The 23,907-nt window shown below is 69.4% G+C and carries 20 protein-coding genes; 12 read left to right on the top strand and 8 right to left on the bottom strand.

Going from position 1 to position 23,907, the window contains the following annotated elements:
• Positions 1-25 precede the first annotated feature (25 nt).
• Complete coding sequence (thiC, locus tag TBR22_RS24050) at positions 26-1,753, top strand: phosphomethylpyrimidine synthase ThiC (protein WP_305068754.1); 1,728 nt, start codon at positions 26-28, stop codon at positions 1,751-1,753.
• Positions 1,754-1,855: 102 nt separating this feature from the next.
• On the opposite strand, the gene TBR22_RS24045 is transcribed toward thiC, so the two are convergent.
• Entirely contained in the window at positions 1,856-2,503 is a 648-nt protein-coding gene (locus tag TBR22_RS24045; RefSeq protein WP_239490379.1) for a hypothetical protein, read from the bottom strand.
• Positions 2,504-2,554: 51 nt separating this feature from the next.
• Between TBR22_RS24045 and TBR22_RS24040 the strand changes: the two genes are divergently transcribed.
• Positions 2,555-3,397 carry a zinc metalloprotease HtpX gene (locus TBR22_RS24040; protein WP_239490378.1) on the top strand — a complete coding sequence of 281 codons (843 nt, stop codon included), beginning with the start codon at positions 2,555-2,557 and terminating at the stop codon, positions 3,395-3,397.
• 142 nt (positions 3,398-3,539) lie between these two features.
• On the opposite strand, the gene TBR22_RS24035 is transcribed toward TBR22_RS24040, so the two are convergent.
• Positions 3,540-4,532: a radical SAM protein gene (locus TBR22_RS24035; protein ID WP_239490377.1), complete on the bottom strand. Its 993-nt coding sequence runs from the start codon at positions 4,530-4,532 to the stop codon at positions 3,540-3,542.
• A gap of 95 nt (positions 4,533-4,627) precedes the next feature.
• Between TBR22_RS24035 and TBR22_RS24030 the strand changes: the two genes are divergently transcribed.
• Both TBR22_RS24030 and TBR22_RS24025 read left to right on the top strand, forming a co-directional pair.
• On the top strand, positions 4,628-5,329 hold the full coding sequence (locus TBR22_RS24030; RefSeq protein ID WP_239490376.1) for a hypothetical protein: 702 nt from the start codon (positions 4,628-4,630) through the stop codon (positions 5,327-5,329).
• 4 nt (positions 5,330-5,333) lie between these two features.
• A complete protein-coding gene (locus TBR22_RS24025; RefSeq protein ID WP_239490375.1) occupies positions 5,334-6,449 on the top strand; it encodes an acyltransferase family protein in 1,116 nt (371 codons plus the stop codon).
• 115 nt (positions 6,450-6,564) lie between these two features.
• Here TBR22_RS24025 and TBR22_RS24020 read toward each other — a convergent pair whose 3' ends face one another.
• From TBR22_RS24020 to TBR22_RS24000, 5 genes are read right to left on the bottom strand one after another with little or no spacing between them, the layout of a single operon-like run.
• A complete protein-coding gene (locus tag TBR22_RS24020) occupies positions 6,565-7,521 on the bottom strand; it encodes an NAD-dependent epimerase/dehydratase family protein (protein WP_239490374.1) in 957 nt (318 codons plus the stop codon).
• A gap of 1 nt (position 7,522) precedes the next feature.
• Entirely contained in the window at positions 7,523-9,832 is a 2,310-nt protein-coding gene (locus tag TBR22_RS24015; RefSeq protein WP_239490373.1) for an LPS-assembly protein LptD, read from the bottom strand.
• Positions 9,833-9,872: 40 nt separating this feature from the next.
• Positions 9,873-11,180: a folylpolyglutamate synthase/dihydrofolate synthase family protein gene (locus TBR22_RS24010; RefSeq protein ID WP_239490372.1), complete on the bottom strand. Its 1,308-nt coding sequence runs from the start codon at positions 11,178-11,180 to the stop codon at positions 9,873-9,875.
• Positions 11,177-12,022 (bottom strand): acetyl-CoA carboxylase, carboxyltransferase subunit beta, encoded by an 846-nt coding sequence (accD, locus tag TBR22_RS24005; protein ID WP_239490371.1) that lies wholly within the window; start codon positions 12,020-12,022, stop codon positions 11,177-11,179. The genes TBR22_RS24010 and accD overlap by 4 nt, the downstream gene beginning before the upstream one ends.
• Before the next feature lie 37 nt (positions 12,023-12,059).
• Complete coding sequence (locus tag TBR22_RS24000; protein WP_239490370.1) at positions 12,060-12,695, bottom strand: deoxynucleoside kinase; 636 nt, start codon at positions 12,693-12,695, stop codon at positions 12,060-12,062.
• Positions 12,696-12,763: 68 nt separating this feature from the next.
• Between TBR22_RS24000 and TBR22_RS23995 the strand changes: the two genes are divergently transcribed.
• A complete protein-coding gene (locus tag TBR22_RS23995) occupies positions 12,764-14,911 on the top strand; it encodes a HEAT repeat domain-containing protein (RefSeq protein WP_239490369.1) in 2,148 nt (715 codons plus the stop codon).
• A gap of 1,060 nt (positions 14,912-15,971) precedes the next feature.
• On the opposite strand, the gene TBR22_RS23990 is transcribed toward TBR22_RS23995, so the two are convergent.
• Positions 15,972-17,129: a D-alanine--D-alanine ligase family protein gene (locus TBR22_RS23990; protein ID WP_239490368.1), complete on the bottom strand. Its 1,158-nt coding sequence runs from the start codon at positions 17,127-17,129 to the stop codon at positions 15,972-15,974.
• A 60-nt stretch (positions 17,130-17,189) separates the two neighbouring features.
• Between TBR22_RS23990 and tgt the strand changes: the two genes are divergently transcribed.
• The 7 genes from tgt (at position 17,190) to TBR22_RS23955 (ending at position 23,864) form a co-directional block, all read left to right on the top strand.
• Positions 17,190-18,353, top strand: a complete 1,164-nt coding sequence (gene tgt / locus TBR22_RS23985) for a tRNA guanosine(34) transglycosylase Tgt (RefSeq protein WP_239490367.1) — start codon at positions 17,190-17,192, stop codon at positions 18,351-18,353.
• Complete coding sequence (gene yajC / locus TBR22_RS23980; RefSeq protein WP_239490366.1) at positions 18,353-18,706, top strand: preprotein translocase subunit YajC; 354 nt, start codon at positions 18,353-18,355, stop codon at positions 18,704-18,706. The genes tgt and yajC overlap by 1 nt, the downstream gene beginning before the upstream one ends.
• 6 nt (positions 18,707-18,712) lie before the next feature.
• Positions 18,713-20,278, top strand: coding sequence for a protein translocase subunit SecD (secD, locus tag TBR22_RS23975; RefSeq protein ID WP_239490365.1), 1,566 nt, complete (start codon positions 18,713-18,715; stop codon positions 20,276-20,278).
• A gap of 7 nt (positions 20,279-20,285) precedes the next feature.
• Positions 20,286-21,260 carry a protein translocase subunit SecF gene (secF, locus tag TBR22_RS23970; RefSeq protein WP_239490364.1) on the top strand — a complete coding sequence of 325 codons (975 nt, stop codon included), beginning with the start codon at positions 20,286-20,288 and terminating at the stop codon, positions 21,258-21,260.
• A 36-nt stretch (positions 21,261-21,296) separates the two neighbouring features.
• Entirely contained in the window at positions 21,297-21,989 is a 693-nt protein-coding gene (locus tag TBR22_RS23965) for a DUF502 domain-containing protein (protein WP_239490363.1), read from the top strand.
• 305 nt (positions 21,990-22,294) lie between these two features.
• Positions 22,295-23,038 (top strand): energy transducer TonB, encoded by a 744-nt coding sequence (locus TBR22_RS23960; RefSeq protein ID WP_239490362.1) that lies wholly within the window; start codon positions 22,295-22,297, stop codon positions 23,036-23,038.
• A 145-nt stretch (positions 23,039-23,183) separates the two neighbouring features.
• The gene (locus TBR22_RS23955) at positions 23,184-23,864 is read left to right on the top strand and encodes a MotA/TolQ/ExbB proton channel family protein (RefSeq protein ID WP_239490361.1); all 681 of its coding nucleotides are present in this window, start codon (positions 23,184-23,186) and stop codon (positions 23,862-23,864) included.
• The last annotated feature ends 43 nt before the right edge of the window (positions 23,865-23,907 follow it).

The following is a 23,907-nucleotide window of genomic DNA, read 5'->3' as shown; positions in this document are numbered from 1 at the left end:
CCTTCGCCATTCGCAGGAGCACGACGTGTCGAAGACCCCCGCGGCCACCACTCCGCTGCTGACGTACGAAGAGGCGTTCCCAGGCTCGCGCAAGGTGTACCTGGAGGGCGAGCTCGGCACGCGCGTGCCGATGCGCGAGATCGTGCTGTCGGGTGGCAACGCGCCGGTGCGCGTGTACGACACGAGCGGCCCGCAGGGCATCGACGTGCGCGAGGGCCTGCCGCGGCTGCGGCAGCCGTGGATCGAGCAGCGCGGCGACACGGTCGAGGAGCCGCGTTTCCTGCGTCTCGACTCGTGGAAGCGCGAGATGCCGCCGGCGCTGGCCGCGCGGACGCGGACGCGGCGTCGCGCCTCCGGCAGCCAGGCCATCACGCAGCTGGCGTACGCCCGCCGCGGCGAGGTCACGCCGGAGATGGCCTACATCGCCACCCGCGAGAGCCTGACGCCCGAGTTCGTGCGCGAGGAAGTGGCGCGCGGCCGCGCCATCATCCCGGCCAACGTCAACCACCCCGAGCTCGAGCCGATGATCATCGGCCGCAACTTCCTCGTGAAGATCAACGCCAACATCGGCAACTCCGCCGTGTCGTCGTCGATCGAGGAGGAGGTCGACAAGCTGCGCTGGTCGACGCTCTGGGGCGCCGACACCGTGATGGACCTGTCGACCGGCAAGGACATCCACGAGACGCGCGAGTGGATCCTGCGCAACAGCGCGGTGCCGATCGGCACCGTGCCGATCTACCAGGCGCTCGAGAAGGTCGGCGGCCGTCCCGAGGAACTCACCTGGGAGCTGTATCGCGACACGCTCATCGAGCAGGCCGAGCAGGGGGTGGACTACTTCACCGTCCACGCCGGCGTGCTGCTGCGCTACATCCCGATGACGGCGCGACGGGTCACCGGCATCGTGTCGCGTGGCGGCTCGATCCTCGCCAAGTGGTGCCTCGCGCACCACAAGGAGAACTTCCTCTACACGCACTTCCGCGAGATCTGCGAGATCATGCGCGCCTACGACGTCTCGTTCTCGCTCGGCGACGGCCTGCGTCCGGGCTCGATCGCCGACGCCAACGACGCCGCGCAGTTCGGCGAGCTGCAGACGCAGGGCGAGCTCACCAGGATCGCGTGGGAGTACGACGTGCAGGTGATGAACGAGGGCCCCGGCCACGTGCCCATGCACCTGATCAAGGAGAACATGGAGAAGCAGCTCGAGTGGTGCGCCGAGGCGCCCTTCTACACGCTCGGGCCGCTCACCACCGACATCGCGCCGGGCTACGACCACATCACGTCGGCGATCGGCGCCGCGATGATCGGCTGGTACGGCACGGCGATGCTCTGCTACGTGACGCCGAAGGAGCACCTCGGCCTGCCCAACCGCGACGACGTCAAGGCCGGCGTGATCGCGTACAAGATCGCGGCCCACGCCGCCGACCTCGCCAAGGGCCACCCGCAGGCGCGCGTGTGGGACGACGCGCTGTCCAGGGCGCGCTTCGAGTTCCGCTGGAACGACCAGTTCAACCTCGCGCTCGACCCGGTGACGGCGCGCGCCTACCACGACGAGACGCTGCCGGCCGAGGGCGCCAAGGTCGCGCACTTCTGCTCGATGTGCGGGCCGAAATTCTGCTCGATGGAGATCACGCAGCAGGTGCGCGACTACGCGGCGGCCAAGGGGCTCGAGGAGGCGCAGGCTCTCGAGGCGGGCCTGCAGGAGAAGGCCGCCGACTTCAAGCATGTCGGCGAGATTTACGTGAAGCAGGGGTAAGCCGGCTCAAGGCATCAGGCTCAAGGCTCAGAACAATCGTTCAGGAGGGTGCTCTCTGAGCCCTGAGCCCTGAGCCCTGAGCCGATGGCCGGAGGCGCCGTCCTACCTGTTGGCCGCGGTGACGGGGACGATCTGGATGACCGTCGGGTACCGGCTCGGGTTGGCGCCGGGCGTCGGCACGAGGTAGCCCTTGCCGCCGCCGGACGTGTAGTCCTTGATCGTCACGCCCGGGGGGAACGCCATCGTCTCCTCCCGGAACTTGCCGACCTCGAACATGTGGACCGGCGGCACGTCGTACACCAGGTCGCCCTTGTCCTTCAGTTGGGTGCGGTAGTACATCACCAGCTCGCCGAAGGTCGCCGTCGATCCGAACAGGTAGTACCGCTGCCCCTGGCCGGCGTCGTAGGAGCGCAGGAACTTCGCCCCCGGATAGATGGGCAGCCCCAGCTGAGCCTCGGTAGGGGCGGGTTCGCTCCCCGCGGCGTTGGCCGACAGGGTCTGGACCTGCCGCGGGGCGGCCGTCGCGGGCGTCGACGTGCCGGGTGCGGCGGCGGTGGTGGTCGGCGTGGGCGCGGCAGTGGTCGGGGCCGGTCGGGTCGCAGGCGCCTGCGGCCCGGGGGGCGCGGAGGTCGCTCCCGTGCCGCGGGTGGACGGCGGCGGGGGCGGCGGCGTCTGGGGGCGCGGCTGGCCGGCGACCGCGGCGGCGCCCAGCAGCGTGAGACAAACGGTCAGCTCGATCACGCGCGTCATGCGTCTTATTGTACGGAGAGGGCGTGTCGCGCCCTAGACTGAGGCCAACGAATGTCCAGTTCCTTGAAGACTGCCGCGTTGCTGGGCCTGCTCAGCGCGCTTTTCCTGTACCTCGGCCAGCTCATGGGCGGGCAGAGCGGGCTGATCATCGCCTTCCTGTTCGCCATGGTCATGAACTTCGGGTCGTACTGGTTCTCCGACCGCATCGTCCTGGCCATGCACCAGGCCAAGGAGGTGGGGCCCGGCCACCCGTTGCACCAACTGACGGCGGAACTGGCGCAGCGCGCGCAGCTGCCGATGCCCCGCGTCTACGTCATCCCCGACCAGTCGCCCAACGCCTTCGCGACGGGACGCAACCCGCAGCACGCAGCCGTGGCGGCCACCGAAGGCATCATGCGCGTGCTCAGCCGCGACGAGCTCGCGGGGGTGATGGCGCACGAGCTCGCGCACGTCAAGCACCGCGACATCCTGATCAGCTCGGTTGCCGCGACAATCGCCGCCGCGATCATGATGGTGGCGCGCATGGCGCAGTTTGCCAGCATGTTCGGCGGGCACTCGCGGTCCGACGATGGAGAGGGCAACAGCCCGATCGCGTTGCTGGTCGGCATCTTCGTGGCGCCGATCGCGGCGATGCTGATCCAGACGGCGATCTCGCGGTCGCGCGAGTTCGCGGCCGACGCCGGCGGCGCCGCCATCGCCGGGTCGCCGGTGGGGCTGGCCAGCGCGTTGCGCAAGATCGAGGCCTACAGCCAGCGGGTGCCGATGGACTCCAACCCGGCCATGGCGCACATGTACATCATGAAGCCGTTCAGCGTGCGCGGGCTGTTCTCGCTGTTCAGTACCCACCCGCCGACCGAGCAGCGGATCAACGCCCTCATGGGAAGAAACCTGTAAATTTCAGGAATTCCAGGAATTGCACCACCATCGCGAACGGCATGGAAGGCGTGCCGGCACGGACGGTTCTGCGGTTGGCTGGTGGTGCGCTTCGGCTGTCTGAGACGCGGTGAACTTCTGAAATGCTGAACTTCTGAATTCGTCACAGTTCATCGGCAATCCAGTCCGTTTGCCGCCGCACGTCCTCGCCGGGCGTGCGGCGGTTCGCGTATCGGGCCCGCAGCGCCGCGAGCACGCCCTTGACCTGCGCGGCATACGACGGGTCGGGGTACTTGCGCACGTAGAGCCGTCCGTACTTCTCGAGCAGGTGCGGAGCCTCCGCTTCCAGGAACTGCAGGAAGTGGTCTCGGCTGCCGTCCTCGAGGTACAGCACGTTGCCGCCGAGCAGCGGCACGTCCAGATCCGCCATCGCGCGCAGGGTCGCCTCGATGCGCGACGGATGCGTGGTGAACCCGGGCACCAGCGGGCTCATGAGCACCCCGGCCCTGACTCCCGCGTCGAGCAGTCGCCGCACCGCCCGCAGGCGCTGCATCGGCGGCGCCGTGCCCGGCTCGAGCCGCTCCCAGGCATCGTCGACCGTGGGGACGCTCACGTACACGGTGGCCAGACCGCGAGCCGAGAGGCGAGCCAGGATGTCGGCGTCGCGCACGACCAGCGGTCCCTTGGTGACCAGGCCGATGGGGGTGTCGGCGCGGTCGAGGTGTTCGAGGCACGCGCGCGTGAGCCGGTAGCGGCCCTCGATGGGTTGGTACGGGTCGGTGGCCGTCCCGACCGCCACGAGCTCGGGGCGCCACGACGGGCGCGCCAGTTCGCGGGCGAGCACGTCGGCGACGTTGCGCTTCACGAAGATGTACGAGGAGAACTGGTCGCCGGCCCCCATCTCCAGCTGCGTCTGGTAGCGCCGGGCGAAGCAGTACTGGCACGCGTGCGTGCATCCGCGATAGGGGTTCAGGGTCCAGCGGAAAGGCATGCCCTTCGTGCGGTTCAGCGCCGAGCGGCACACCACCTCCTGGTAGCGCGCGTCGTCGGCGCGTCGTTGGGCGGCGGTCAGCGCCTCCACGCCGTGTGCTTTCACGAGGTCGGCCACGCCGCGCGTGGTGAGTGCCCGCTCGAAGAGGGCGAGTTGGGTGTCCATGGGTTTCGCTTTTTCTTCGATTGTGGGCGGTCTGCCGCGACAGGTCAAGCCGGGGCGATTGGCGGGCTCGACGTTTCGGGTAGACTTGACGGGTCATGCCCATCAACACCATGCAGTTCCGCGCGTTCGTCGCCGCGGCCGCCGTCCTGTGTGCCGGTGCCGCGTATGCGCAGGCGCCCACGGCCAACGACCTCGTCGGCACGTGGAACCTCACGTTGACTTCGCCCCAGGGCACCCACCCGATGACGATGGACGTCAAGGAGGACGCCGGCAAGCTGGTGGCCACCGCGACCGGCCTGCCGCTGGTGGGAACGCCGACCATCGCCCCGACCGACTCCGGCGTGAAGATCTCGTTCGCCATCGATTACCAGGGGCAGCCCATCGACATCGTCATGACCGGCAAGGTCACGGGCGCCGAGATCAAGGGCGCCGTCGACTACGCGGGCGGCGCGGCCTCGGGTGACTTCAGCGGCACGCGCGCCGGTGCGGCCGCCAGCGCCAGCACCAGCGCCGCCGCCGGCGTGGCGGGCGTGTGGGACATCACCGGCGACGGGGGCGGCGGTTGGTCGCTGAACCTGAAGCAGGAAGGCTCGGCCGTGACCGGGTTCCTCAAGAGCCCCGACGGCATGGAACTGCCAGTCAAGGGCAGCCTGGAGGGCAACGCGCTCTCGCTGAACGTCAGCTCCGATGCCGCGTCGGGCACGGTGAAGGCGACCCTCGAGGACGGCAAGCTGGTCAAGGGCAACTACGACATCGCGGGCAACGCGGGGTCGTGGTCGGCGACGCGCAAGTCCTGAGCGCGTGCCTGCCCCGTCGCGCCAGGCCGCCGTCGCGGTTGCACCCGCTGGGTCGCCCCGGCTCCTGTTCATCGACGCCCTGCGGGGCTTCGACATGTTCTGGATCACCGGCGGCGACCTCCTGTGCCGCGCGTTGGCGGCATGGCTGGGCTGGCATTGGCTCGACTACCACTTCGAGCATCGCCCGTGGGAAGGGTTCGTCTTCTACGACCTGATCTTCCCGCTCTTCGTCTTCATCGTCGGCATCGTCCTGCCGATGTCCCTCAGGCGCTACGAGGGCAACCCGTCGGCCGCCTACCCGCGCATCCTGCGCCGGTTCGTGCTCCTGATGGTCCTCGGCTGGATCAACTGGGGGCTGCTGCAGTTCGATTTCGCCGAGATGCGCTGGCCGGGCGTGCTGCAGCGCATCGCCATCTGCTACCTGTTTGCCGCCCTCGCGGTGTTGCACCTCAAGGCCCGCGGGCAGGCGATCCTCGCGGCCGGCCTGCTGCTCGGGTACTGGGCGCTGCTCGCGTTCGTGCCGGCGCCCGGCTTCCGCGCCTACGACCTCTCTCCCGAGGGCAACCTCGTGGGCTACGTGGATCGCCTCCTGATCCCCGGCAAGTTCTGCTGCTATCCGTACGGCGACAACGAGGGCCTGCTCTCGAACATCCCGGCAATCAGCACGTGCCTCTTGGGAGTGCTCACGGGGTGGTGGCTGACGCAGGCGCGGCCGGCGATGGCCAAGGTGCGCGGGTTGGTGCTCGCCGGCATCGCGAGCCTGGTCGTCGGGCTGGCGTGGTCGACGGTGTTCCCGATCATCAAGAACCTCTGGACCGGCTCGTACGTGATGATCGCGGCCGGCTGGAGCCTGCTGCTCGTGGCGCTGTTCTACTGGCTGATCGACATCCACGGGGCGCGACGCTGGGCGTACTTCTTCGTGGTGATCGGGATGAACGCGATCACCATCTATGTCGCCCAGGAGTTCATCAACTTCCCGGACATCTCGAAGTTCTTCCTCGGGGGCGTCGCGTCGCTGGTGGGCGGTGCGGGGCCGGTGCTACTGGCCCTCGGCGCCGTGGCCGCGCGCTGGATCTTCCTGGACTACCTGTACAAGAACGGCACGTTCCTGAAGGTCTAGGGAATTTCAGAATTTCAGGAATCTCGGAATTGCATCAGCGCCACAGCGCCTCGAAGGTTGGTGCCGGTGACGAAATCCTGAAATTCTGAAACTCTGAAATTCTGAAATTCTGCAGTTACCTGTCGCCGACCAACCGTCGCTGCTCGTCGAGCAGGTCGTCGAGGGTGCGCTCCAGCGGGATCACCGGCGTCCAGCCGGTGGCGGCCGTGAGCCGCCCGTGATCACCCACGAGCACCGGGACGTCGACGGGCCGCAGCCTCGCGGGATCGACCTCGACCTCGATCGGCACCGTCGAGTGCGCGCGCAGCATGTCGAGCAGCGCGCCGATGCCGATCGCCTCGCCGCGGCACACGTTGTAGATGCCGCCGCGTTCGCCGCGCTGCACCAGCAGGCGATAGGCGCGCACCGTGTCGCGCACGTCGCAGAGGTCGCGGCGTGGCGTCAGGTTGCCGACGCGCATCGGTCCGGGATCGAGGCCCGCCTCGATGCGGGCGATCTGGCGCGCGAAGGCCGGCGCGAAGAACCCGGGATCCTGGCCGGTGCCGATGTGGTTGAAGGGGCGCACCACGACCACGTCGAGCCCATCGTCGCGCGCGGCATCCAGCGCCACCATCTCCTGCGCGAGCTTGCTGACGCCATACGGCGTGGCCGGGGCGAGGCGATCGTCCTCGCGCAGCGGCGATGGCGAGGCGGCGTAGATGGCCGCCGACGTGGTGACCAGCACGCGCGCGGCGGGCGCGTGCCTGGCGACCGCGCCGAGGAGCACGTGCGTCACGCGCACGTTGAGGTCCAGCGTCACGTCGGACTGCGTCCACGCCGCGCCCTGGTTGGCGGCGCCGGCCAGGTGGTAGATCGCGGTCGGACGGAGGGCCGCGATCGCCTCGTCAACGGCACGCGCGTCGGTGAGGTCCACGGCGGCCCAGGTGAGGCCGGGGCCGAGTGCCAGCGACGTCGCCGACGGCGGCACGCCCGGACGGTACCACCCCACCACCGGGCCGTCGGCCAGCAGCAGCGGGATCAGGTGTCCGCCGGCGAACCCGGCAGCGCCAGTGACCAGGACCGGGCCGCGCACGTCAGAACGACCGGCTGCCGAAGCTGCCCGTGCGCCCGGTGTTGCCGCCGAACGCGCCGAGGAAGTTCGAGAACGTGCCGAGGCCCGCCAGGGTGAACCCGATGTTGAAGCGACGGTCCTGCGGCACGGCGAACGTTGAATACTGCGGGAAGTTGTACTGCTGGAACTCGACCACCACGCCGCAGCACTGGGCGTTGTAGTAGCCCACGATGCGCTGGTCCATCATCACCGACCGGCCGATGTCGTAGTAGAACGCGTAGGTTCCGCCGAACCGGTTCGCGCGCGTCTTGAACGTCGTGCTGGCGTTGAAGAACTTGTCGGGCCGATCCGGGAAGAACGAGAACTTGCGCTGGCTCCAGCCGCCGCTCACGTCCAGCCACTCCCTCAGCCCGTACTGGCCGTTGAGGCGGATGCTCTGGAACTCGCCGGCGCGATCGTCCCAGTCCAGACGCGTCGTGACGTTGGTGCGCGGGTTGGGCGAGAACTGCGCGCTGAAGTTGATCGGCGAGAAGTTGCTCGGCAACCGGCCGAAGTAGTTCAGCGGGTACGCGCCGAAGTCGTACAGGCTGGCCCGCGGGTCGCTGTAGTAGCTCTGCGTGATGCCGAGCGTCAGGAAGTCGCGGGTCCGCGCCGCCGACTCGCCAGACCGGCGCTTGGCGGTGAACCGGTTGACCAGGCCGTAGGCGATGCGGGTGGTGCCGCCGTAGGTGAAGTCGTAGCCCTCGAGCTTGACGATGCGGTCGAAGTCGTCGAACGCGGTGAGGCGCTGCAGCGTGAAGATCGGCTCGATCGTGTGCTTGTACTTCTCGGCGTAGCCGTTGTCGGGCGTGTCCCACACCTTGGTGAACTTCGGCCCGACGATGTCGGTGCGCAGGTCGAAGTAGCTGCGGGTGATCGGCACCTCGGCCTGCACGTCGCGGTTGTTGGCGTCCTTGACGTAGCTCTCGCTCCACCGCGTGTAGTGGTACGCCACCGACGAGTTGAACGTGAGGAACGGCCACTTGTTGAACGGGACCCGCAGCGTCGGCGTGACGTCGAACCGCTGCAGCGACTGGTCGAACTCGCGGTTGGTGTCCGTGTCGACGCGGGCCAGCGCCACCCACTCCGAGCCCAGCGCGTAGTAGAAGGGCGTCTCGCCGATGCGGCTCTGCGCCAGGTTGTACGAGAGGCGCGGCGTGCCGCCCTGCAGGCTCGACGAGGTCTCCGAGTAGAACAGCTCGGTCGTGTCGTAGGTGGCGCTCAGGCTCTGGCGGCCCCAGGTGCCCGACAGGTTGCCGCGCATGCTGCGGGTGCGCGACGACCAGTCGTACGGGTTCTGGTTGAACGTCGCCCGCGTGACGATGCTCGAGAAGTAGTCGATGTTGCCGCGGGCCCGCAGGTTGAACGGGAGCACCTGCGCCACGTTGGCGCGGATCTCGTAGTTGGTGGCGGCCGGCGTCGTCACCGGGCCGGTCGAGGTGTCGTAGCTCGCTTCCTTCTCCTTGAGGTAGTAGGTGGTGAAGGAGCCCTGCGAGCCGGTGCCTGCGACGTAGCGATACTCCGCGCCGACCCCCTGGCCGCGCTTGGTGAACCAGTCGTGGTAGATGGTCGCGTCCTGGCTGCGGTTGATCGCCCAGAAGAACGCGTTGCTGATGCTCTGCCCGCGCACCGTCGACGATCCGTAGGTCGGCAGGAGGAAGCCGGTCGCCCGATCGTCGCTCTGGATCGGGTAGTACATGACCGGCAGGTAGAACATCGGCACGCCCTTCACCTTGAGGGTGGTGTTGGTCAGCACCGCGTACTCGTCGAGTTCCACCAGCGCGGTGCTCGACACGAGCTCCCACCGCGGCGTCGGCTGCACGCAGCTGGTGAAGCCACCGTGCGTGATCTTGTAGCGCTTGGGCCCGACCTTCTCGATCTTCTCGCCGTAGAACAGCGCGTCGGGCTCCTGCGTGCCGAAGAAGCTCTTGTCGACCTTCTCGCCGAGGTAGGTCGAGCCCGTTGCGTTGTGGAAGATGCCGATCTTGGTGTCGAGGCTGTACTCGAGCTTGTCGGCCGCGATGCGCGTCTGCGGCGACGTGTAGACGACGTTGCCGGTCGCCACCATCACGCGCGTGCCCGTGTCGTAGTCGACCTGATCGGCGTAGAACTTCTGGTTGCCCTGCTCCATCTCCACCTGGCCCTCGAGGTGGTAGGTGTTGCCGCTGATCTCGATCTTCAGCTGCTTGGTCACCTTGAAGCCCGGCACCTGCTGCGCGCGTCCCGCTGCCGGCAGCAGCGTCGTCAGGGCGAACAGGAGCGCGAGGACACGGAGCGTGTTGGTCGAGTGCACGGGCTGGTGATGGGGGGCGAGCGTGGCGACCCGCAGAATATCACGCAGGTTGCGACGGCCCGCCCTGCCGCGCGAGCCACTCACGCGCCGCGCCGACGAGGAACAGCGAGCCGGCGACGACCACCCGCGCATGCCGCTCGGCGGCCGCGGCCATCGCCTCGGCCGGCGAGGGCGCGACCGTCACGGCGAGGGCGGGCGCGAGCGCCGCGATGCGCTCGGAGAGCTCCGCCGCGGGGAGCGCGCGAGCGAAAGGCACGGCGGTCGCGATCACGGCGTCGGCAAGCGGCAGCAGCGGGCGGAGCAGGCCCTCGACGTCCTTGTCGCGCATGCACGCGGTGACCAGCGTCGCGGGGGCGAAGCCGGCGCTGCGCCACCAGGTGGCCAGGGCCTCGGCGCCGGCGGGATTGTGTGCCCCGTCGAGCACGACGGTCGAGCCTCCGGGCATCACCTGCCGTTCGAGGCGTCCCGGCCAGCGGGCGTCGGCCAGGCCCGTCACGATCGCCTCGGCGCCGCCGCCGATGCCGGCGGCTTCGAGTGCCTCGAGCAGGCGCACGGCGACCAGCGCGTTGGCCGCCTGGTGACGGCCGCGCAAGGCGAGCCGGACGCGCCGATAGCGGCGCCTGGGCGTGTCGATGGCCACCACGCAGTCGCCGTCGTCCTCCTCCACCTCCAGACGCGCCTGCTCGCCGGCGCGGATCAGCGTCGCCGCACGTGCCGCGCACGTCTCGGCGATCACGGTCGCGGGCTCGTCCTCGGTGACTCCACTCACCACCGTGGCGCCCGGCATGATCACGCCGGCCTTCTCGGCGGCGATGAGCGCCAGCGTGTTGCCGAGTTGCGCCATGTGGTCCATGCCGATCGAGGTGATCGCGGCCCACGGCGCCTCCACCACGTTGGTGGCGTCGTGCCGGCCGCCGAGGCCCACTTCCACGACGGCGACCCGCACCCCGGCCGCACGGAAGATCACGAACGCCGCGGCCGTGGTCAGCTCGAAGTACGTGGCCGGGCCCGGCAGGGCGCCTGCCGCCAGGAGCCGCTCCTCGGCCTCGAACACGGCTGCCAGCGCCGCGTCGAGCGCCTCGTCGTCGACATCCCGGTCGTCGATGGCGAAGCGTTCGGTGAGGTGGGTGAGGTGCGGTGACGTGTACCGACCGGTGCGCAACCCCGCGGCGCGCAGGGCGCGCGCGACCATCGCGGTGACCGAGCCCTTGCCGTTGGTGCCCGCGACGATGATGGGGAGGAAGCTGCGCTCGGGGTGGTCGAGGGCGCCGATCAGCGCCCGCATGGTGTCGAGCCCGAGCTTGATGCCGAAGAACTCGCGGGTGGCGAGGCGCTGCTGCGGCGTCATGCCGGCGTGTGCATGAACCTCAGCGCGGCGGCGATGGCGCCCTTCAGCTTGCGGCGGTCGACGATCATGTCGACCATGCCGTGCTCGACGAGGAACTCGGCGCGCTGGAAGCCTTCGGGAAGCTTCTGGCGGATCGTCTGCTCGATGACGCGGGGGCCGGCAAACCCGATGAGCGCCTTGGGCTCGGCGATGTTGAGGTCGCCCAGCATCGCGAAGCTCGCGGTGACGCCGCCGGTGGTGGGATCGGTGAGCACCGAGAGGTAGGGCAGGCCGGCGCGATCGAGGCGCGCGAGCGCGGCGCTGACCTTGGCCATCTGCATCAGGGAGAGCGTGCCCTCCATCATGCGCGCCCCGCCCGAGCACGACACCACCACGACGGGGCGTCGGTGCTGCAGGCCGCGCTCGATGGCGCGCGTGATCTTCTCGCCGACCACGACGCCCATGCTGCCGCCGATGAAGGAGTACTCCATCGCCGCGACCTCGGTCTCGATGCCCTCGATCGTCCCGGTGCCGCAGATGATGGCGTCCTTGAGACCGCTGGCTTCCTGCGCCGTGCGGAGGCGCTGCGAGTACGGCTTGGTGTCGATGAACGCGAGCGGGTCGGTGGAGGCGAGGTCGCGGTCGTGCTCGACCCAGGGCCCGTCGAACAGCATCGCCAGGCGGTCGGCGGCGCCGAGCCGGAAGTGGTGGGCGCACTTCGGGCAGACCTGCAGGTTGTCGTCGAGGTCCTTCTTGTACAGGGCCTGCCCGCAGTCGGGGCACTTGACCCACACACCCTCGGGGATGCGGCTGGTCTTCTGTGCCGGGGCGATGGGCTTCGGGACGCGCTTGAACCAGGCCATGAGGGGCGCCTGCCGTGCAGGCGAAGGGACTAGGGTATCACCGCTGACGTGGCACGTAGTACTGGGTGCCCTGCTGCATGTGCTCGACCTGCCGGAGCAGGTCCTCGACGTCCTCGTCCTGCCAGTCGAGGTCGAGCGAGGAGGTCTCGACCACGAGCAGCGGGGCGCTGGTGTAGTGGAAGAAGAAGTGGTTGAACGCGTCGTTCAGCTCGCCGATGTCCTCCTCGTCGCCGCGGCGCGCGGCGGCGCGCCGGTCGCGCTCGCGGAGCCGCTTGCGCAGCCGGTCGGTCGGGCACTGGAGGTACACGACCACGTCGGGAGTGGGGAGGTCGCGCGCCAGGAGTTCGTACAGGCGCTGGTAGATGAACAGCTCGTTGTCGTCGAGGGTGAGGTAGGCGAAGATCCGGTCCTTGTCGAACAGGTAGTCGCACACCGTGACCTGTGCGAACAGGTCGCCCTGCCTGAGCGTTTCCTGCTGGCGATGCCTGGCCAGCAGATGGAAGAGCTGGGCCTGGAAGGCCGCCCCGGTGGTTCGCGCCTTCCGATCGGCGGCAAACGGATTCTCGACGTCGTCGAGGACGAGGCTGGCGTCGAGGCGCTGGCCGAGCCGTTCCGCGAGCACTGCCTTGCCGACGCCGGGAGGGCCCTCGATGGCGAGGTAGCGCGCGTCCACGATGGCGCGCAGTATAGCGACGGGCTTCGAGGGGCGTCCAGTCGCGCGTGCTAGCATGCGCCCGAGTGATGACGCGTCGCCTGTTGCCCCTCATCGGACTGGCGCTGGTCACCGCCTGTGCGTCGGCGCCGCCGCCGCCCCCGCCGGTCGTGGCCCCGCCCTACGAAGCCAAGATCGCGAGCATCCACCGCCTCGAGGACCATCGGGTGCTGGAAGATGCGCGTTCGCGCGCCGTGCCCGCGCCGCCGCCCGTGATCGACACGCGGGGTCGCGTGGTCGCCACGCCGCCCCCGCCGCCGGCGCTCGACCTGATCAGCCTGCTCGGCGACACGGACGCGCGCGTCCGTCGTCGCGCCGCGCTGGCGGTCGGCCGCGTCGGCCTGCCCGCTGGAGTGGCGCCGCTCGTCGCCCGCCTGCAGGACAGCGATGCCGAGGTGCGCGCGATGGCCGCGTTTGCGCTCGGCCTGTTGGGTGAGGCGAGTGCCGCCGAGCCGCTCACGGCTGCGCTTGGTGACCCGAACCCCCTCGTGAAGGGCCGTGCCGCGCAGGCACTCGGCCTGCTCGGGGCGGAGAAGGCCGGCGCGGCCGCCGCGTCGATCGCGCAGATGGTGCGAGGACTCGTCGAGGCCGGCGCGATCGCGACGCCGCCCGGCGACGAGGCGGCCAGCGGCAGTGCCGACGCCGAGGCGGTCCGGCGCGGCCTGGCGGCGCTGGCGGCCCTCAAGTCCTACGACGGTCTGGCCACCGCCGTCCTCGATGCTGCAGGGCGTCCGCGCAGCGCCTGGTGGCCGATCGCTGCCGCGTTGTCGCGGGTCGGCGACGATCGCGCCGTCCCGGCGTTGCTCGAACTCGTCTCCTCGCCCTCACCCTTCACGGCCGGCTATGCAGTGCGCGGCCTCGGTGAGCGCCGTGCGACGGCGGCCGTGCCGACGCTGTTGCCACTGCTCGAGCCGACGCGCCAGGTGCACCCGCAGGTGCGCGTGTCGGCGGTGCGCGCCGCCGGGCAGATCAAGGACGCTCGGGCCACGCCCGCGCTGCTCGGGCTGTTGCGCCAGAAGGGCGTGCCGCAGGGCCTCGAACTCGAGATCCTCGCGGCGCTGTCGCAGATCGGCGCACGGGAGGCCGAACCGGATCTGGTGGATCGGCTGACGTCGCGATCGCCGCTGCTGCGGGCCGCGGCGCTGCGGACGCTGGCGCGCGTCGACTCCCTCACCTTCACGACGGTGCTGTCGGGGCTCGATCCCGACGGCGACTGGCGGGTCCGGGCGGCGATGGCCGACGCGCTGACGACGCTGTCGCCGGAGAACGCGACGCCCATGCTCGAGCGCCTGATGGCCGACAAGGACGCGCGAGTCCTGCCGTCGGCGCTGCGGGCCTGGGGCACGCTGAAGCTGCCCGGCCTGGAGAAACACCTCGTCGCGGCGCTGGCCCGCGAGGACGTCGCGATCCGGGCCGAGGCCGCCTCGATTGCGGCGCAGCAGAAGATCGCGGCGCTCAAGGAGCCGCTGCTCGCCGCGTGGGAGCGTTCGCGCGGCGACACGGCCGACGACGCACGGTGGGCGACGTTGCTGGCAGTGGCAGCGATCGATCCGGCGGCGGCCACCGGTCCGATGACCGAGACGCTGGCCGACCGCGACTGGGCGATGCGCCTGCGTGCCGCGCGCTGGCTGGTGGCGCGTGACGCGTCGAGCGATGCCCTCACCCGCATCCGCCCGGCGCCGGTGACCGTGGCGGCGGAGCTGTACGAGGCGGCGCGGCTGGTCTCGCCCCCGTACTCCCCGCAGGTGTACCTGGAGACGGCCAAGGGCACCGTGCAAATCGAGCTCGCGGTGCTCGACGCGCCGCTGACGGCGGAGAACTTCGTCACCCTGGCGCGGCGCGGCTACTTCGACGGGTTGCAGTTGCACCGCGTGGTGCCGGCCTTCGTGGTGCAGGACGGCGATCCGCGCGGCGACGGCACCGGCGGTCCGGGCTACAGCATCCGCGACGAGCTGAACGATCGCCCGTACCTGCGGGGCACGGTGGGCATGGCGCTGTCGGGCCCGGACACGGGCGGCAGCCAGTGGTTCATCACGCACGCGCCGCAGCCGCACCTCGAGGGACGCTACACGGTCTTCGGGCAGGTGGTGAAGGGGATGGAAGTGGTCGACCAGCTCGAGGTGGGCGACACGATCACGCGGGTGCGGGTGTGGGACGGCGTGACCGCACCTCAGTAATTTGAAATTCGAAATTTGAAATTGTTCGGCGGCCGCCTGTCGGCCTTGCCGCTCGAGACATCCCGAGAGGCGGCGGCGCAGCCGCGCCTCCGCAATTCCAAATTTCCAATTTCAAATTGCCTGCAAACAGTAAAGGGGCGCGGAATGCCGCGCCCCTTGCGGTGTGTGTGACCGGGCGACACCGCCTACCGCTCCTTTGGCCGCTTGCTTCGCGGCCGGCCTCCTGGGTGCCGGCGTCTACCCCCTTTCCAGGTGGTCTACTCGGCCCGGCCGCTCGCAGGCTCGCGCGTGCGCTCGCAACGCTGCGTCCCGCGCCCACGACCCGTGAGTGGCGGGACAGGACAGCCGTTCGTTGCGGCCGGAAATGGCCGGCGGCCGCCGATCGAGCCTGGCAGCCGCCGCATGTCCAACTGACGGACACCACCCGGAGGCGGCGTCCGTTTTGCGGCCTGGCGACGAAGCGCCGTTGCCGCGACCGCTACTAGCGCTTCTTCGCGGCCTTCTTCGCGGCCGGCTTCTTGGCTGCTGCCGGCTTCTTGGCCGCGGCCTTCTTGGCTGCCTTCTTCGCCATTCTTCCTCCTCTGGCTGGCGGTGCTCGCCCCGTGAGCCGTCATTGGCCCATCACTACAGGTGGATTGAGCTACCCTGCCTCACACAAGATGTAGATTATGGATGAGAAAATTGCCTTGTCAAGCACAAAGAAACCGTGCTTGTCAAAATTTTCCACCCGCCTCGACGACCCCTTGGAAGAGCCGGCTAGCGCAAAGTCCAGGGCTTGTCAAACTTGACAAATCAAACCGGACACTTACCTGCGGAGGGCGCCGGCGCGCCAGGTTTCCCCACGGTCTTTGCAGGGGCTTCCGCGCCGGGGACGTCGATACCGGTAAGCAACACGCGACCCGATCAGCGGCCCGTCGCGTCGGCGCGCGCCGACGCATCCGCGGGCGCGTCGGGGACGCGATGACGGGCGCGACGGTCGTCGTTCTCGGGGAGAGGCCCTAGAAAAAATTCGTCGGCGCCGCAGGGGCGCCGACCGGTGGCCGCGCCGGCGCGCGGGAACTCAGAAGGCCGAGACGCGCAGCTGCTGCTTCTCGGCGTGACGCTCGAGCGCGAGCTGCACCAGGCGATCGACGAGCTCGGCGTAGGCCAGTCCCGTCGCCGCCCACAACTTGCCGTACATGCTGATCGTGGTGAAGCCCGGCATCGTGTTGATCTCGTTGACGTACACCGCGCCCGAGGCGCCGTCGACGAGGAAGTCGACGCGGCTCAGCCCGGCGCCGTCGATGGCACGGAACGCCTCGATCGCCAGCGCCTGCAGGCGCGAGCCCAGTTCGGCCGGCAGGTCGGCCGGGATCGCCAGGCGACTGGCGCCATCGAGGTACTTGGCCTCGTAGTCGTAGAACTCGCGCGACGGCACGATCTCGCCGGGCACCGAGGCGAGCGGCTCGTCGTTGCCGAGCACCGCCACCTCGATCTCGCGTGCGTTGGGCACGGCCACCTCCACCACCACCTTGCGGTCGTAGTCGGCGGCCAGCTTCAGCGCCTCCACCAGTTCGTCGCGGGTCCGTGCCTTCGAGATGCCGACGCTCGATCCCAGGTTGGCGGGCTTGACGAAGAGCGGCAGCGGGTGGCGCGACAGCAGCCCGTCGGCCATCGCCTCGGGGTCGGCCAGCACCTGGCGGCGCAGCAGGACCTCGTAGGCGCACTGCGGCAGGCCGCGCGCGCCGAAGACCGTCTTCATCAGCGCCTTGTCCATGCCGACCGCCGAGGCCAGCACGCCGCACCCGACGTAGGGCACGTTGGCGAGCTCGAGCAGGCCCTGCACCGTGCCGTCCTCGCCGTGCGGGCCGTGCAGCACCGGGAAGATGACGTCCAGGCCGACGCCGTGCACCAGCGCCCGCGCCTCGTCCTCGCCCCGGTGGGCGGTCCTGTCGATGGCCAGGATCGTCTCCTCGCTCGGGCGCGGCAGCAGGTGGACCTCGCGACCGGCCCGCACCGCCTTGACCTCGATGCGCGTCTGCTCGATCACCTCCGAGGCCGAAGCCGCCGTCGGCGGCTTGTCGGCCAGCGACCACCGCCCGTCGCGATCGATGCGGATCGGCACCGGCTCGTAGCGGGTCCGATCGAGGTTGGCCATGACGGCGGCAGCCGAGGCGACCGACACTTCGTGCTCGCCCGAGCGGCCACCATAAATGACGCCCACGCGCAGTTTCTTCAAGGGTCTCCTGGAGTACGGGAGGCGGCCGGGAGGGCCGGATGGATGCCGTAGTATAGCCGAATGCCCGGGGCCTTCGCGTTCACGCTGACGGGCCGGGACGGGCAGGCGCGCACCGGGCGCCTGCAGACGCCGCACGGCGTCGTCGAGACCCCGGCGTTCATGCCGGTCGGCACCCGCGGGGCGGTGCGCGGGGTGACGCAGCGGGCCCTCGAGGACGCCGGCGCCTCGATCGTCCTCGCCAACACCTATCACTTGTACCTGCGGCCCGGCGACGACCTGATTGCCGAGCGCGGCGGCCTGCACCGGTTCATCGGCTGGCCCGGCCCGATCCTGACCGACAGCGGCGGCTACCAGATCTTCAGCCTCGGCCCGCTGGTGAAGATCACCGAGGAGGGCGCCCGCTTCCAGTCACACCTGGATGGGTCCCGCCACGAGCTGACGCCGGAGAAGGTGGTCGACATCCAGGCGCAGCTCGGCCCCGACATCGCCATGGTGCTCGACGAGTGCCTCGCCGCCCCGGCCAGCGAGGCGGCCTCGGCGGCCTCGCTCGACCTCACTCTCCGTTGGGCGCGGCGGGCACGCGATCGCTTCCTGCAACTGCAGGCCGGGCCGGTCGCCGGCGTGACCGTGTCCAACCCGGGCCAGGCGCAGTTCGGGATCGTGCAGGGCGGCGTGTATCCCCACCTGCGCGCCAGGAGCGCCGAGGCGCTCCAGCAGATCGGCTTCGAGTCCTATGCGATCGGCGGCCTGAGCGTCGGCGAGTCGGTGGAGACGATGTACGAGGTGGTGGGGTACACGACGCCGCTGCTGCCGGAGGACCGCCCGCGCTACCTGATGGGCACCGGCATGCCCGACGACCTGGTGGAGTGCGTCGCGCGCGGCATCGACATGTTCGACTGCGTGCTGCCCACCCGCAACGCCCGCAACGGGCAGGTCTTCACGCCCGACGGACCGCTGAACCTGCGCAACGCGCGCTTCGCGCGCGACGAACGCCCCATCGACGCGCAGTGTCCCTGCGACACCTGCCGCCGTCATTCGCGCGCCTACCTGCGTCACCTGTTCCACAACAAGGAGATGAACGCCGGCACCCTGGCGAGCATCCATAATCTCGTCTTTTACCTTGACACCCTCCGGAGGATCCGACAGGCTATCGGTTTCGGGTTGTTCGAGCAGTTTCGACAGGAGTTCCACCGCCGTTTCTCCCGGACCGCCCCGAGTTCCTGATGCCCTCCCCGAGCCTGTTCGCCCGTTCGCTGGTCGCCCTGTCGGCGCCGGCCGATCCCAACGCCAGCCCGTGGCTGTCGTTGCTGCCCTTCGTCATCATCCTGGGCATCTTCTACGTGATGGTCCTGCTGCCGATGAAGAAGCGGCAGCAGAAGGTCGCCGACTTCCAGTCGGGGCTGAAGGTGGGCGACAAGGTCATCACCACCGGCGGCATCTACGGCACCATCACCCGCCTCGGCGAGCAGCACGTGCAACTGCAGATCGCGCCCCAGGTCCGCATCGACGTCGCCCGTGCGGCCGTCGGCGGCCTGCAGGGCCAGGACCCCGTCGTCCCCGACCAGGGCGTCGCGTAATCCCTCATGACAAGCAACCTTCGCTGGAAAGTGATCGCCATCCTCGTGGTGGTCGCACTGGCCGTCGCGGCCTTCTATCCGCCCAAGGACAAGGTGAAGCTCGGCCTCGACCTCAAGGGCGGCGTCCACCTCGTGCTCCGCGTCCAGACCGACGATGCGCTGAAGCTCGAGACGGAGACCAGCGCCGAGCGGCTGCGCGACGAGCTGTCGCGGCAGGGCGTCTCGATCGGCGCCGTCACGCCACAGGACGTGCGGTCGTTCCGCGTCGACGGCGTGCCTGGTGACCGCGACGCCGACTTCCGCCGCATCGCCGACGAGTGGGTGGGCCAGGTGTTCGACCGCGCCTCGGGCGTCGGCGGCTCCTACACCTTCACGCTGAAGTCGGCCCAGATCACCCGCTTGCGACAGGAAGCGGTGGCCCAGGCGCTGCAGACCATCGAGCGGCGCGTCAACGAACTCGGCGTTGCCGAGCCGATCGTCGCGCCGCACGGCGATGGCGACCAGATCCTCGTCCAGATGCCCGGCGTGACCGACGTCGCCCGTGCCAAGGAGATCATCCGGTCGACCGCGCTGCTCGAGCTGAAGATCGTCGAGGACGGTCCGGCCCCGACGCGCGAGGCGCTGCTCGCGGCCCGCGGCGGCCAGGTGCCGCCCGACCTCGAGATCGTGCCCGGCGCCGCCGAGGCCGGCAACGCCCAGGGGACCGGGCCGGTCTACTACCTCGTCAAGCGGGTAGCGGGCATCACCGGCCGCGACCTGCGCAATGCCCGTCCCTCGCTCGACGAGAACAACCAGCCCGCCGTCGGCTTCTCGCTCAACCAGCAGGGCGCCGACAAGTTCAGCCAGCTCACCGCCCAGAACATCGGCCGCCAGCTGGCGATCATCCTCGACGGGCGGGTGCAGAGCGCGCCGACCATCGAGGGGCGCATCTACGACCAGGGACGCATCTCGGGCAGCTTCACGCAGCAGGAAGTGCAGGATCTGTCGCTGACGCTCCGCTCCGGTGCGCTGCCGGCCAGCCTCACCTACCTCGAGGAGCGCACGGTGGGCCCGTCGCTCGGCGCCGACTCCATCCGCGCCGGCGTCATGGCCTCGCTCATCGGGCTGGGGTTCGTGACGCTGTTCATGCTGGCGTACTACAAGCTCACGGGCTTCAACGCCCTGCTCTCGATCAGCCTCAACCTGCTCATCCTGCTCGGCTTCATGGCCTACATCGGCGCCGTCATGACGCTGCCGGGCATCGCCGGCTTCATCCTGACGATCGGCATGGGCGTGGACTCCAACGTGCTCATCTTCGAGCGCATCAAGGAGGAGATGGGGTCGGGCAAGTCGGCGCGCGCCGCGGTGGCCGCCGGCTTCGACCGCGTGTTCCTCACCATTCTCGACACGCACGTCGCGTCGCTCATCTCGGCGGCGTTCCTGTTCCAGTTCGGCACCGGCCCGATTCGCGGCTTTGCCACCACCCTGTTCTTCGGCTTGCTGTCCAACGTGTTCACGGCCGTGTTCGTGTCGCGCACGCTGTTCGAACTCATCCTGTCGCGTCGCCCGCAGGCCGCGAAGTTGAGCATCTGAGGGCGCCATGGACCTGTTCTCGAACGCCAATTACAACTTCACCAAGTGGCGCTGGCACGCGATCGCCTTCTCGGCGCTGATCGTGGTGCTCGGTCTGGTGCAGATCGCCCGCAACGGCCTGCCGCTCGGCATCGACTTCTCCGGCGGCACGATCGTCGTGCTCAAGTTCCAGCAGCCGACCTCCGAGGAGGTGGTGCGCAAGGCGCTCGACCGCATCCCCGGCGAGAAGGTGGTGCAGCAGTATGGCGCGGCCAGCGCCAACGAGGTGCTGATCCGTCTGCCGCAGGCGCAGGCCACCGAGCAGGGCACCAGCCTCGAGCAGGGCGCCCGCCAGGTGGTCGACGCGGTGCGCGCGGCCAACATCGGCGCCTTCGAGCCGATCAGCACCGAGATCGTCGGGCCGGTCATCGGCAAGGACCTGCAGCGCAAGGGCGTCTACGCGACCCTGGCGAGCATCCTCGGCATCACGCTCTACATCGCCTTCCGCTTCCGCCTGTCCTTCGCGGTCGGCGCCATCGCCGCCACCCTGCACGACGTGATCGTCACGCTCGCGGTGCTGACGTTCTTCGGCTACGAGCTGTCGTTGAACATCATCGCGGCGATCCTCACGATCACCGGCTACTCGGTCAACGACACCATCGTCATCTTCGACCGCGTCCGCGAGAACTTCCGCACCATGCGCGGCGCCTCGCTGGAGTCGCAGGTCAACACGGCGGTCAACCAGACGCTGAGCCGCACGATCATCACGGCCGGCACGACGTTCCTCTCCGTGCTCGCGTTGTACATCTTCGGCGGCGAGGTGCTCGAGGGCTTCGCGTTCACCATGCTGGTGGGCATCATCAGCGGCACCTACTCGACGGTGTTCATCGCATCGGCGATCGCGATCATGCTCAGCAAGAACGAGACGACGCCCGTCGCCCCGGCGGCGCCGGCACGCGCGGCCGGCGACCGTCCGCGCCGCCGCGAACGTCGTAACGCCTGACGTCGGCCGCACGGCGGCCACTCGCCGTGCACCTCCATGCGCGCCGCGGTCCCGATCGCGGCGCGCGTGCCTTTTCGGGAGCATCCGCTGGTGTGGAGCTACCTGCGCCGCCGGTTCGTGGCGGGCTTCTTCGTCACCGTGCCGCTGGCGCTCAGCCTGGCGGCGCTGGTGTGGATCTTCGGCGTCGCCGATGCGCTCACCTCGCCGTTGGTGGAGCGCGCGTTCGGCAGGCGAGTACCGGGGCTCGGCATCGCCGCCACGGCGGTGGGCATCCTCGTGGTGGGGTTCTTCGCCGCCAACGTCGTCGGGCGGCGCCTGTTGCAGCGGGCCGAGTACTACCTCATGCTCGTGCCGCTCTTCCGGTCCATCTACGCGCCGGTCAAGCAACTGGTGTGGGCGTTCAATCCGCAGAACGACTCGGGCTTCAAGCGCGTGGTCCTGGTGGAGGAGCCGCAGCGCGGCATGGTGCTGGGTTTTCTCACGCGCGAGCTGACGGTGCCCGACGAGGCGGGGCAGCCGGAGGCGTGGGTGGCGGTGTACGTGCCGACCAATCACCTGTACTTGGGCGACATCCTGCTCTACCGGCGTGCCCGCGTCCGGTTTCCCGACCTGTCTGTGGAGGAAGGCGTGCGGGTGTTCCTCACCGGCGGCATGGCGTTGCCCCCCGCCATCACGGCGCCGCGAACGGACCAGGGCGAGGCGCGACGGCCGCCGTCCGGCCTGGCGTGACGCGCCGATCAACGGCCGGGTTTTGACATGCGCGCGGCGGCGCGCATACGATCGGCGATCTGCGACCTCAGGCGGGGCGCGCGTCGGGAAACCTGTCGTGTGACGGGGTGGTGACCACGCGCGTGGCATGCCGATGGATGGGGCGGGGCGCGGCGGGAAAAATATTCGGCGCGACCATGTGCCGAATCCCGAAAACCGGTGTCAAAGAGGACATCGGAGTTCGTTGACACTGTTTTTTTGCTGTCGCTATAATCGCCGCCTCACGACGGAAGCTTTAGCGTCAGGGTCGGTAGGAGGACAGGCCAGTGCCGAAAGACATGTTCGGGGACGTGGTCGATCCGTCCATCAAGGTCGGGTCGCAGAAGTGGTACACGGTCCCCGTTTCGATCCTTGTGCACCTGGCCATCGTCGGGGCGATCGTCATCGTCCCCTTGATGGCCATGGACGCGTTGCCCGAGACGCCGAGCATGATGGCGTTCGTGGGCGCGCCGCCGCCGCCCCCGCCGCCTCCGCCGCCGCCGCCGCCGCCCCCTGCGGCGGCCGCGCCGACGCCGACGCCGACGCCGGTGACCAACCCGAACGCCGCGCCGATCGAGCCGCCGAAGGAAATCAAGCCCGAGGCTCCGGCCCCGCCTGCCGCCAATGTCGGCGTGGGCGTGCCCGGTGGTGTCGAGGGTGGCATCCCCGGTGGAGCGCTCGGTGGCGTGGTCGGTGGTCTGCCGTCAGCGCCGCCTCCGCCGCCGCCGCCCCCGGCGCCGACGCAGCCGGTGCGCGTGGGTGGCAACATCGCCCCGCCGAAGAAGACCCGCGACGTCAAGCCGGTCTATCCGCAGATTGCGCAGTCGGCGCGCGTGGCCGGTGTGGTCATCATCGAGGCCACGATCGGTCCGAATGGCAAGGTGCAGAACGCGCGCGTGCTCCGCAGCATCCCGCTGCTGGATCAGGCCGCCCTCGACGCCGTGAAGCAGTGGGAGTACACCCCCACGCTGCTGAACGGCGTGCCGGTGCCGGTCATCATGACCGTCACTGTGAACTTTACGTTGCAGTAGGTCCCTGGGTTCCCGCGCCCTCGGTGCCGAGGGCGCGGAGCCTGTCACGTCAACAACGATCGGTCGCACTTAAACACGTACGAACGATGGGCGTGCTCCCGGAGCGGGAGCGTCCCAGGAGTCATCCCCGGAGGGGTGGAGCGCAATGGGTGATCTGAATCTGATTCACATGTGGCAGCAGATGGGCTTCGTTGCCAAGCTGGTGGCCTACATCCTCTTCTTCATGTCCTTCTGGTCGGTGGGCGTGTTCGTGGAGCGGTGGTACACCTTCTCGCAGGCGCGCAAGCAGTCGAAGCTCTACGCGCCGCAGGTGGCCAAGCACCTCAAGGAGGGCCGCCTCAAGGACGCGATCGCGCTCTCGCAGTCGAAGAACTTCCGCTACAGCCACCTCGCGAAGGTCGTGCTCGCGGGGCTGCAGGAGTACCAGTTCCAGAGCGAGAGCGGCCAGGCGCTCAACCGCGACGACCTGCTGGACACGGTCCGTCGCGCCATCCAGCGCGCCACGGCGCTCACCAGCAACGACCTGAAGAAGGGCGTCTCCTCGCTGGCGACCATCGGCTCGACGGCCCCGTTCGTCGGTCTGCTCGGCACGGTCGTCGGCGTCATCTCGGCGTTCCAGGGCATCGCGGCCACGGGCTCGGGCGGTATCGGGTCGGTGTCGGCCGGTATTTCGGAAGCGCTCGTCGAGACGGCACTCGGCCTCGTCGTGGCCATCCCGGCGGTGTGGTTCTACAACTACCTGACGGGCCGCCTCGAGTACTTCAACGTCGAGATGGACAACAGCTCGTCGGAGATGGTCGACTACTTCGTCAAGAAGAGCAATTAAGGACGAACTGGTTCTGACGGGGACCACGCCTCGCGGCGCGGTC

Origin of the sequence: Luteitalea sp. TBR-22, assembly GCF_016865485.1 — a bacterium.
Taxonomy (GTDB): domain Bacteria; phylum Acidobacteriota; class Vicinamibacteria; order Vicinamibacterales; family Vicinamibacteraceae; genus Luteitalea.
This window is presented reverse-complemented; position numbering and strand designations above follow the sequence as displayed.